We start from the raw sequence: 9,928 nt of genomic DNA, 5'->3' as shown, positions 1-9,928 counted from the left end.
GTCGTTTCCGGCGGCCGTGGCATGCAGAACGGCGACAACTTCAAGCACCTGTATGCGCTGGCCGACAAGCTGGGCGCTGCGGTCGGTGCTTCCCGTGCCGCCGTCGACGCCGGTTTCGTGCCAAACGACATGCAGGTCGGCCAGACCGGCAAGATCGTTGCGCCACAGCTGTACATCGCTGTCGGTATCTCCGGTGCCATCCAGCACCTGGCGGGTATGAAAGATTCCAAGGTGATCGTTGCGATCAACAAGGATGAGGAAGCGCCGATCTTCCAAGTGGCCGACTATGGCCTGGTGGCGGATTTGTTCGAAGCCATCCCAGAGCTGGAGAAGCTGGTTTAATCCAGCGGCTTCACTTATAAAGAGCCCGGTTGTTTCGGGCTGGACAGGTTATCCTGCCCAGCCCGCGATAACCGGGCTTTTCATTTTTCGGCGGGTGCAGTCAAGGAGAGGGTGGCATGGGGTGGTTTGGCCGGATGAGTGCAGTCACTGCGCTGAGTGTTGCGTTGATGCCGACATGGGCACTCGCAGTCGGCAAGTGTGAGCGCCTGGTTGCCACCGGTAGTCCGGATGCACCTCCGTACCTGTGGCAAGACCCACAAGATCCACGGCACCTGATCGGTGCCAGTGCCGATCTGCTCAAGCAGGTGGCGGATGAGCTGGGCCTGAAGATCGAGATTTTGAGTGCCGGCAAGCGCAGTCAGGCGCTTGAGGAAGTGCGTAGCGGCCGGATGGATATCCTCGTGGATGCGCCGCTGACGGTCGCCGAGCTCACCTCGATGGACTTTATCCATCCTCCGTTGCTGCAAAACGAATACCTGGTCTGGACGCGCCATGATGCGTCGTTGGCTTATGAAAGCCTGGCAGATTTGGCGCTGCACCCTGGAGCGATTTCGCAGAAGGCGCGCCTGACCCCAACCTTTGAGGCGTTTACCAAGACACACTTGAAGCTGGAGGTTGTGGAAAATCTGACGCAGGCGTTTCAGAAACTCTTGCTGGGTCAGGTGGACTACGTGCTGGCAGGGCGTTATGCCGGCATGGCCATGGCGCAGACATTGGGCATGGGCAAGGACCTGACGGCGCGTGATGTGCCGGTCGACCGCCCCGGGCTCTATTTGGCTGTATCGCATAACTCAGCGTGTAACGATGCCTGGTTGCGCGGACAGCTGGCAAAAAAACTGACAGAATTGCCGGTTTCTGGTGTAACCCAGGCTGTACTGCAACGCAATGTCGAGCGCTGGAAAGCGCAATTGCAGCAACCGCTCGATGCCCCCAAACCGTAGGAAGATTGTGTGAGAACTCGACCGCTATTCGCGGCCTTGGCCATCATGGCCCTGGCCGGTTGCGCCGCCGACCCGGCACCCCATGAGCAACTTCGTTTGTCCGAGCAGGCGCTGGAGCAGGCCAAGGCCGTTGGCGCCACTGAAGAGGTGGCAGAACTCAAGCTTGCCGAAGCCAAGCTGGCGCGGGCGCGGGTCAATATGTCCAACGAGTCCTTTCGTGACGCGCGGGTTCGTGCCGAGCAGGCTGAGCTTGATGCGCGTTTGGCTGAAGCACGCGTGTTGACCGCCAAGAGTGAAGAACAGCTCAAGGTGCTGCAGTCGCGTGTTGATCGTCTACGTAAACAGTTGGGGGAGCAGCAGTGAGTTCGATCAAGCCTTTGGTGGCGCTGCTGGTGTTGGGAGCCGTTGGCCTGCAGGGGTGCGCCAGTCAGCGCAGTGAAGCGTCGCTTGAGCAGGCTGCAGCCAGCTTTCAACAGGTCAAGAATGACTCCAGCGTGCTGCGCAGTGCGCCGCGTGATGTGATTCGTGCCGGTGAGTCGCTGGGGCGCGCAGAGCGTCTGTCGAGTTATTGGGGGAGCGGCGCGGACGTGCGCCATTACGCTTACCTGAGCCAGCGTTACAGTGAAATCGCGCGTGAGCACACGAACCTGGTGCTCAATCAGGAGCGTCAGGCCAAGCTGGAACTGGAGCGCCAGCGTTTGCAACTGGCCTTGCGCGAGGCCAAATTGGCCAGTGTTCAGCAGCAAGGTAAATGGCTGGAGGCGCAGATTGTCAGCCTGGCGACCATGCAGAGCGATCGTGGCTTGGTAATGACGCTGGGGGATGTGCTGTTCGATACCGGGCGCGCCGACCTGAAGAACTCCGCCAATCGTACGGTGCTCAAACTGGTGCAGTTCCTTCAGCTCAACCCCAAGCGTACGGTACGTATCGAGGGTTATACCGACAGCACGGGCACCCCTGAGGACAACCTGAAGCTGTCGCGAGATCGCGCTCAGTCGGTTGCCGACATGCTGATTGATCTGGGTGTGGACGAAAAGCGCATTCAGGTCGAGGGTTATGGCGACCAGTACCCGGTTGAGGCTAATGCCTCGGAGCGCGGCAGGGCGCAGAATCGACGGGTCGAGATCGTGTTTTCCGATGAGCAGGGGCGTCTCGGCGCTGAGCGCTGAAGCTGAGCGCTATGCACAAAGCCCGGTGGCGATTACGTCATCGGGTTTTTTTTCGGCTGTGGTTGATGGGCCAGGGCGCACGTTACAGGTGCTGTCACGCAACTGTATTGTTGACTATTCTGTAATCTGTGCCAGTACACTTCGCAACTGTTACGGTATTCTCTTGCCAGAGAGTTCGCCTAAAAATAACGAGATCGTCCGCGTGCCGAGAGTTCACCATGACCAACCTGTTGCTCTACCAGCGTATTGCCCAGCAACTGGCCGAGGATATCCGTCGGGGTGTCTATCAGCCGGGTGAGCGGGTGCCGTCGGTGCGCAAGATGAGCGCGCAGCTCAATGTCAGTCATGCGACGGTACTTCAGGCGTATGCCAATCTTGAAGACCAGGGTTTGATCCGGGCGCGTCCGCAGTCAGGTTACTACGTTCACCAGACGCCGGCGCTGACGGCGCCGACACCGGATATCGCCAGGGTCGAGCGGCCGGGGTTGGTTACCCGTAGCAGCATTATTCAGCAGGTTCTGGTAGAGGCACGCCGTGATGGGGTATTTCCGCTTGGTGCGGCAGTGCCCCATGTCGACTACCTGCCGGTGAGGGCATTGCACCAGCAGTTGGCCAAGGTTACCCGCTTCCATAGCCCGCGGGCCTTTAGCTACATGTTCAGCCCGGGGTTTGAGCCACTGCGCAGGCAGATCGCCATTCGCATGCGCGATGCGGGTGTGGTGGTCGACCCCTCCGAAGTCGTTGTCACGCATGGCTGTGTCGATGCCTTGCAGATGAGTCTGCGGGTGTTGACCCGTCCCGGTGATCTGATCGCTGCCGAGTCGCCTACTTACTATGGGTTGCTGCAGTTGGCTGATCTCTTGGGGCTGAAGGTCATCGAGATTCCCAGTGATCCATCTACCGGTATCAGTCTGGAGGCGCTGCAGTTGGCCGCCAACCAGTGGTCGATCAAGGCGCTGGTGCTGACTGCGCGTTTGAGCAATCCATTGGGTGGGACCATTCCTGAGGACCGTCAGAAACAATTGCTGCGGCTATCCTCGGACTTCGATATACAGATCATCGAAGATGACATTTATGGCGAACTGATGTTCGAGCAGGGGCGTACCAAGGCACTCAAGGCGTTTGATCGACTGGGGCGGGTTATCTACTGTTCGAGCTTTTCCAAGACGCTGTCGCCCGGTGTGCGGATTGGCTGGATGATTGCCGGCAAGTACCAGGACGAAATCCAGCGCCTGCAAACCTTCACTACCCATTCAGCTTGCAGCGTGACGCAGATGGGTGTTGCTGCGTATCTGGAAAATGGCGGGTATGATCGGCACTTGCGTTTTATCCGTCATGAGTATCGCAAGAACCTCAGTGCCTATCAGTTGGCCGTGCAGCAGTACTTTCCCGAAGGTACCCAGATGACGCGGCCTACCGGTGGCTTCATCCTCTGGGTTAGCCTGCCGGGGCGGGTCAATACCCAGGAGCTGCATGTGCGGGCGCTTCAGCAGGGCATCAGTATTGCGCCAGGGCTGATTTTCAGTAATACCGAGCAGTTCAACCATTGCATTCGCTTGAACTGCGGGATTCCCTGGAATCGTGAGTCGGAGCGGGCGCTGATGACCCTGGGGATGCTGGCCACTCAGCTTTGCCAGGAGTCGGGTAGCAGTAGTTTCTTCTAGGGATGGGTTTGTCAGTTTTCAGGGAACGCAGAGCATTATCCTTTTTTCGAGTGTCCGTTGTTGCCTATGAAAGCCTTGTGTTGTGCCGGTTTGTTGTTGATGTCGATGGCCGGTTCTCTGATTCCGATGCATGCCTGGGCGAGGGCGGACGCTGTCGCGGAATCGTCGCATCCGACGGGCGCCGCCAAGGTGGCGAGCAAGCCTGTCGCAAAAGAGGCTGTGCCGCATGCCAAGGCGGGCTCTGCGTCCACTCAGAAATCTTCGGGCAAGACCACCAGGCGCAAGCATGCGGATGCCATTGCGGCGCCATTGCCCACGCCTCGATTGGACCTTAGCCTGCCTTTGAGTATGGTTGGCGGGCTGCAGCCGGGCAGCGCAAGCGAAGCTCAGTTGCATCGCCCGCTCTTGCCGGCCATGTTTGGTGAGAAACCCAAGGAAGAAAGCCCGTTTCAGCTCAATGGTCGTCTGCTCAGCAACGAAATGCAGCTGCAACTGCGCAACGACAGCCGTCAGGATGTCGAAGGTGCGGCCATCGAATTCGAGTTCAAACAGTAAGCTCGGGCCTGACTGATTGGTCTGTTTTCGTCCTGTGATATTTCATCCCGCCGGTAATTTCAAACGACCGTTTTAGCGGTTACTATCCCGACGTGTTCATCCATTTTGATTCCGAGGTACTGCCGTCATGAAGTGTCGTGAAGGCTGTGGCGCCTGCTGCATTGCTCCGTCCATCAGTTCGCCGATACCAGGAATGCCCAACGGCAAGCCTGCTGGCGAGCGCTGTATCCATCTGTCTGTCGTCAACCTGTGTGGATTGTTCGGTAAGCCCGAGCGCCCAGCTGTGTGCTCGGCGTTCATGGCGGATGTGGACGTGTGTGGCGGTGATCGCGATGAGGCGATCAGGATCCTGGGGTGGCTGGAGCAGATGACAGCAGCTTGAATACGTAGATCTTCGACAATAAGGAACAAGAGCATGGGATCGTTTAAGCGGATGGCGTTGGTGTGTGCTGTAGGTGCGTTGCTGGCGCCTCTGGCGCAGGCGGAAAGTTGGCAGGTGGCAAAGGATGAGCAGGGTATCAAGGTGTCCCTGAATGAAGTGGCGGGGTCCAAATACAAGGCTTACCGTGGGGTGACCTTGATCAAGGCCAATGTCGCCAAGCTGCGTGCGTTGCACGAAGATGTGGTCGGGGCCTGCGCCTGGATACATGAATGCAAGGTGCAGAAGCTGCTCAAGCGTGAGGGTAACCAGATCTGGACCTACACCCAGTTCAATACGCCTTGGCCGGTGACGCCGCGTGATTCAATTCTCAAGGTAACCACCGAAGATGCGGCGGATGGCAGTGTTGTGCGCAAGCTGGAAGGGTTGCCCAGCTATTTGCCTGAAGAAAAAGGTTTTGTGCGGGTGGCTCAGGTCGAGGGCTTCTGGAAGTTCGAGCCTAAGGGTGACAGCACCGAAGTCACCTATCAGGTGCACACCGAGCCGGGTGGTAGCGTGCCGTCCTGGTTGGCGAACAGTTTTGTCGTAGAGGCGCCGTTCAACACGCTGAAGGCATTGAAAGAGAAAGCCGAGAAGCCCTGACTTCACGGCGAACAAAAAAGGCTGCCCGAGGGCAGCCTTTTTGTGTTCAGCACTGCAGGGCAGGGCTTACTTGCGGTCGGACAGCTTGACGATGTCGCGTGCTTCGTAGCCGGTGTACAGCTGGCGCGGACGGCCAATCTTGTACGGGCTGGAGAGCATTTCTTTCCAGTGCGAGATCCAGCCGACGGTACGTGCCAGGGCGAAGATCACGGTGAACATGCTGGTTGGAATGCCGATCGCCTTGAGGATGATCCCCGAGTAGAAGTCGACGTTCGGGTACAGCGAGCGCTCGATGAAGTAAGGATCGGTCAGGGCGATCTCTTCCAGGCGCATGGCCAGTTCCAGCTGCGGATCGTTGGTGATGCCCAGCTCGCGCAGGACTTCATCGCAGGTCTTTTTCATCACGGTGGCGCGCGGGTCGCGGTTTTTGTAAACGCGGTGACCGAAGCCCATCAGTTTGAACGGATCGTTCTTGTCCTTGGCCTTGGCGATGAACTTGTCGATGTTCGAGACATCGCCAATTTCATCGAGCATGGTCAGTACGGCCTCGTTGGCGCCGCCGTGGGCAGGGCCCCACAGTGCAGCGATACCGGCGGCAATACAGGCGAACGGGTTGGCACCCGAGGAGCCTGCCAGGCGCACGGTGGAGGTCGAAGCGTTCTGCTCGTGGTCGGCATGGAGGATGAAGATCCGGTCCATTGCCTTGGCCAGTACCGGGCTGATCGGTTTGATCTCGCACGGGGTGTTGAACATCATGTGCAGGAAGTTTTCCGCATACGACAGGTCGTTGCGGGGGTACATCATGGGTTGACCCATGGAGTACTTGTAAACCATCGCCGCCAGGGTCGGCATTTTCGCGACCAGGCGTACCGCGGAGATTTCGCGGTGCTGCGGGTTATTGATGTCCAGCGAGTCGTGATAGAACGCCGACAGCGCGCCAACCACGCCGCACATGACCGCCATTGGGTGCGCGTCGCGACGGAAGCCGTTGAAGAACGACTTCAGTTGCTCGTGAACCATGGTGTGGTTTTTCACGGTGCTGACAAACTGGGCCTTCTGCTCGGCGTTCGGCAGTTCGCCGTTCAGCAGCAGGTAGCAGGTTTCCAGGTAGTCGGATTGCTCGGCGAGCTGTTCGATAGGGTAGCCGCGATGCAGCAGGATGCCCTTGTCGCCATCAATATAGGTGATCTTCGACTCGCAGGATGCGGTCGCCATGAAACCGGGGTCGAAAGTGAAGTGACCCGTGGCCCCCAACCCTCTAACGTCGATAACATCGGGACCAACGGTGCCGGTTAAAATGGGCAGCTCGACGGGGGCTGCGCCCTCGATGACCAACTGCGCTTTTTTGTCAGCCATGTGGCCTCCTATTAATGCTTGAAATCATCAGACAGACCCCCCACGCAGGGCCCGCACCACTATAGTGAGATAAATTCGAATGTCAATTTGCCTAAAGCACGGTTGTAAAGGGCTCTGAGCGCTGTTTTTCCTCGAAATTGCTGCCCATTTACGCCTTTTGTCGGGTAAAGGCAATGAGCTATTTGGGCTAGGCCTTTTCGTTGTCATTAGTAGCCTAACTGTCTATACTCGGCACCCGACCGCCAGGGGCTTTGAAGCCTGTGTTGCTGGGGTCGTCACTCCCTGGGTGGTGGGTACCTGACCAGTACACTTACCAACAACTTTGCCCTGCTTGCTAGGGGCTCTTCAGTGTGAAAAAAGCCGTGAAAAGCCAACGACCTGTAAACCTCGACCTAAGGACCATCAAACTCCCTGTCACTGCTTACACGTCCATTCTTCACCGCATCTCCGGTGTCATCCTTTTCCTGGGCCTGGCCATCATGCTTTATGCATTGGGCAAATCCCTGGGTTCCGAGGAAGGCTTCGGTGAGGTGAAAGCGTGTTTGACCAGCCCGCTGGCCAAGCTTGTGATTTGGGGTCTTCTGTCCGCCTTGCTGTATCACTTGGTTGCCGGTGTGCGCCACTTGATCATGGATATGGGCATCGGTGAAACGCTGGAAGGCGGCAAACTGGGCTCGAAAATTGTCATCGCCGTCTCCGTGGTGGTGATTGTTCTGGCAGGAGTGTGGATATGGTAACCAACGTCACGAACCTCTCGCGTTCGGGCCTCTATGACTGGATGGCGCAGCGCGTTTCTGCGGTCGTTCTCGCGGCTTACTTCATTTTTCTGATTGGCTACCTGGTCGCGCACCCGGGAATGGACTACGCCCAGTGGCACGGTCTGTTCTCCAACAATGCGATGCGTATTTTCAGTCTGCTGGCACTGGTGGCTCTGGGCGCTCACGCCTGGGTCGGCATGTGGACCATCGCGACGGACTACCTGACGCCAATGGCGTTCGGCAAGTCGGCGACTGCAATACGTTTCCTGTTCCAGGCTGTATGCGGTGTTGCGATGTTCGCGTACTTCGTCTGGGGTGTGCAGATTCTCTGGGGTATCTGATTCATGGCTAACATTCCTACGATTTCTTTCGACGCCATCATCATTGGTGGTGGCGGTGCCGGCATGCGCGCTGCGCTGCAGCTGGCTCAAGGTGGTCACAAGACTGCTGTAATCACCAAGGTCTTCCCGACCCGTTCGCACACTGTATCGGCTCAGGGTGGTATCACCTGTGCAATCGCTTCGGCTGACCCGAACGACGATTGGCGCTGGCACATGTACGATACCGTCAAGGGTTCCGACTACATCGGTGACCAGGACGCTATCGAATACATGTGTCAGGAAGGCCCGGCTGCGGTCTTCGAACTGGATCACATGGGCCTGCCGTTCTCTCGTACTGAAACCGGTCGTATCTACCAGCGTCCGTTCGGTGGCCAGTCCAAGGACTTCGGTAAAGGTGGTCAGGCTGCACGTACCTGTGCTGCTTCCGACCGTACCGGTCACGCACTGCTGCATACCCTGTATCAGGGCAACCTGAAGGCAGGCACCACCTTCCTGAACGAGTGGTATGCCGTTGATCTGGTCAAGAACCAGGACGGCGCGTTCGTCGGTGTGATCGCGATCTGCATCGAAACCGGTGAAACCGTTTACATCCATGCCAAGGCTACCGTGCTGGCCACTGGTGGTGCGGGTCGTATCTACGCGTCGACCACCAACGCCCTGATCAATACCGGTGACGGCGTTGGTATGGCGCTGCGTGCCGGTGTGCCGGTGCAGGACATCGAAATGTGGCAGTTCCACCCGACCGGTATTGCCGGCGCTGGTGTACTGGTTACCGAAGGTTGCCGTGGTGAAGGTGGTTACCTCATCAACAAGCACGGCGAGCGTTTCATGGAGCGTTATGCGCCGAACGCCAAAGACCTTGCCGGTCGTGACGTTGTGGCCCGTTCCATGGTTAAAGAGATCATCGCCGGCAACGGCTGTGGTCCGAACGGCGACCACGTGATGCTCAAGCTCGACCACCTGGGTGAGGAAGTGCTGCACAGCCGCCTGCCAGGTATCTGTGAGCTGTCCAAGACCTTCGCCCACGTTGACCCAGTGGTTGCGCCGGTGCCGGTCGTTCCAACCTGCCACTACATGATGGGCGGCGTTGCCACCAACATTCATGGCCAGGCCATCACCATGAACGCTGCCGGTGTAGACACCATTATCCCGGGCCTGTTCGCGGTCGGTGAAGTGGCGTGCGTATCGGTTCACGGTGCAAACCGTCTGGGCGGTAACTCGCTGCTTGACCTGGTGGTATTCGGTCGCGCTGCTGGCCTGCACCTGGAAAAAGCCCTGGGCGAGGGTATCGAATACCGTAGCGCCAGCGATACCGACATCGACGTCGCGCTGAACCGTCTGCGCAAGCTCAATGAGCGCAACACCGGTGAAGACGTTGCTACCCTGCGTCGCGAGCTGCAAAGCTGCATGCAGAACTATTTCGGTGTATTCCGTACTGGCGAATACATGCAGAAAGGTATCAAGCAGTTGGCTGATCTGCGTGAGCGTATCGCTAACGTCAAGATCAACGACAAGTCCCAGGCCTTCAACACCGCGCGTATCGAAGCGCTGGAGCTGCAGAACCTGCTGGAAGTTGCCGAAGCGACCGCTATCGCTGCTGAAACTCGTAAAGAGTCTCGCGGTGCTCATGCCCGTGAAGACTTCGAAGATCGCGACGACGAAAACTGGCTGTGCCACACCCTGTACTTCCCGGGTGAGAAAAGTGTCAAGAAGCGTGCAGTCAACTTCGCGCCGAAAACCGTGCCTGCTTTCGAGCCTAAAGTCCGGACTTACTAAGGGTG

At 58.0% G+C, this 9,928-nt stretch carries 12 protein-coding genes; 11 read left to right on the top strand and 1 reads right to left on the bottom strand.

All coding sequences use genetic code 11. The features are described from left to right. The 8 genes from UIA24_RS17660 to UIA24_RS17625 form a co-directional block, all read left to right on the top strand. The coding region (locus tag UIA24_RS17660; protein WP_330523447.1) for an FAD-binding protein at nt 1-342 on the top strand (342 nt) is incomplete at its 5' end. A gap of 134 nt (nt 343-476) precedes the next feature. Then, a complete protein-coding gene (locus tag UIA24_RS17655) occupies nt 477-1,283 on the top strand; it encodes a substrate-binding periplasmic protein (protein WP_330523446.1) in 807 nt (268 codons plus the stop codon). A gap of 9 nt (nt 1,284-1,292) precedes the next feature. After that, nucleotides 1,293-1,646 (top strand): DUF4398 domain-containing protein, encoded by a 354-nt coding sequence (locus tag UIA24_RS17650; protein ID WP_330523445.1) that lies wholly within the window; start codon nt 1,293-1,295, stop codon nt 1,644-1,646. Further along, entirely contained in the window at nt 1,643-2,452 is an 810-nt protein-coding gene (locus tag UIA24_RS17645) for an OmpA family protein (RefSeq protein ID WP_065761904.1), read from the top strand. The genes UIA24_RS17650 and UIA24_RS17645 overlap by 4 nt, the downstream gene beginning before the upstream one ends. A 218-nt stretch (nt 2,453-2,670) precedes the next feature. Beyond that, nucleotides 2,671-4,116: an aminotransferase-like domain-containing protein gene (locus tag UIA24_RS17640; protein WP_065761905.1), complete on the top strand. Its 1,446-nt coding sequence runs from the start codon at nt 2,671-2,673 to the stop codon at nt 4,114-4,116. Between the two features lie 66 nt (nt 4,117-4,182). Beyond that, nucleotides 4,183-4,671 carry a translation initiation factor 2 gene (locus UIA24_RS17635; protein WP_330523451.1) on the top strand — a complete coding sequence of 163 codons (489 nt, stop codon included), beginning with the start codon at nt 4,183-4,185 and terminating at the stop codon, nt 4,669-4,671. Between the two features lie 127 nt (nt 4,672-4,798). Next, on the top strand, nt 4,799-5,053 hold the full coding sequence (locus UIA24_RS17630; RefSeq protein WP_330523444.1) for a YkgJ family cysteine cluster protein: 255 nt from the start codon (nt 4,799-4,801) through the stop codon (nt 5,051-5,053). 33 nt (nt 5,054-5,086) lie between these two features. Further along, nucleotides 5,087-5,692 (top strand): START domain-containing protein, encoded by a 606-nt coding sequence (locus UIA24_RS17625; protein ID WP_330523443.1) that lies wholly within the window; start codon nt 5,087-5,089, stop codon nt 5,690-5,692. Nucleotides 5,693-5,758: 66 nt separating this feature from the next. Here the strand turns inward: UIA24_RS17625 and gltA are convergent, their stop codons facing one another. Next, a complete protein-coding gene (gene gltA, locus UIA24_RS17620) occupies nt 5,759-7,048 on the bottom strand; it encodes a citrate synthase (protein ID WP_065759455.1) in 1,290 nt (429 codons plus the stop codon). Between the two features lie 350 nt (nt 7,049-7,398). Here gltA and sdhC point away from each other — a divergent pair, with 350 nt between their 5' ends. Genes sdhC through sdhA form a run of 3 tightly spaced genes read left to right on the top strand, consistent with a single transcriptional unit; the run spans nt 7,399 to nt 9,923 of the window. Then, on the top strand, nt 7,399-7,785 hold the full coding sequence (gene sdhC, locus UIA24_RS17615; RefSeq protein WP_176717419.1) for a succinate dehydrogenase, cytochrome b556 subunit: 387 nt from the start codon (nt 7,399-7,401) through the stop codon (nt 7,783-7,785). Next, nucleotides 7,779-8,147, top strand: coding sequence for a succinate dehydrogenase, hydrophobic membrane anchor protein (gene sdhD / locus UIA24_RS17610; RefSeq protein WP_065759454.1), 369 nt, complete (start codon nt 7,779-7,781; stop codon nt 8,145-8,147). Before sdhC ends, sdhD begins: the two co-directional genes overlap by 7 nt. Before the next feature lie 3 nt (nt 8,148-8,150). Then, nucleotides 8,151-9,923 carry a succinate dehydrogenase flavoprotein subunit gene (sdhA, locus tag UIA24_RS17605; RefSeq protein ID WP_330523442.1) on the top strand — a complete coding sequence of 591 codons (1,773 nt, stop codon included), beginning with the start codon at nt 8,151-8,153 and terminating at the stop codon, nt 9,921-9,923. Nucleotides 9,924-9,928: the final 5 nt, after the last annotated feature.

The organism is Pseudomonas sp. AL 58 (assembly GCF_036348395.1).
GTDB lineage: Bacteria > Pseudomonadota > Gammaproteobacteria > Pseudomonadales > Pseudomonadaceae > Aquipseudomonas > Aquipseudomonas defluvii.
This window is presented reverse-complemented; position numbering and strand designations above follow the sequence as displayed.

Excerpts from the sequence above, each read along its gene's own strand:
- UIA24_RS17640 (WP_065761905.1), top strand. The coding sequence starts at position 2,671 with ATGACCAACCTGTTGCTCTACCAGCGTATTGCCCAGCAACTGGCCGAG.
- UIA24_RS17630 (WP_330523444.1), top strand. The coding sequence starts at position 4,799 with ATGAAGTGTCGTGAAGGCTGTGGCGCCTGCTGCATTGCTCCGTCCATC.
- sdhA (WP_330523442.1), top strand. The coding sequence starts at position 8,151 with ATGGCTAACATTCCTACGATTTCTTTCGACGCCATCATCATTGGTGGT.
- sdhD (WP_065759454.1), top strand. The coding sequence starts at position 7,779 with ATGGTAACCAACGTCACGAACCTCTCGCGTTCGGGCCTCTATGACTGG.
- UIA24_RS17635 (WP_330523451.1), top strand. The coding sequence starts at position 4,183 with ATGAAAGCCTTGTGTTGTGCCGGTTTGTTGTTGATGTCGATGGCCGGT.
- UIA24_RS17655 (WP_330523446.1), top strand. The coding sequence starts at position 477 with ATGAGTGCAGTCACTGCGCTGAGTGTTGCGTTGATGCCGACATGGGCA.
- UIA24_RS17625 (WP_330523443.1), top strand. The coding sequence starts at position 5,087 with ATGGGATCGTTTAAGCGGATGGCGTTGGTGTGTGCTGTAGGTGCGTTG.
- gltA (WP_065759455.1), bottom strand. The coding sequence starts at position 7,048 with ATGGCTGACAAAAAAGCGCAGTTGGTCATCGAGGGCGCAGCCCCCGTC.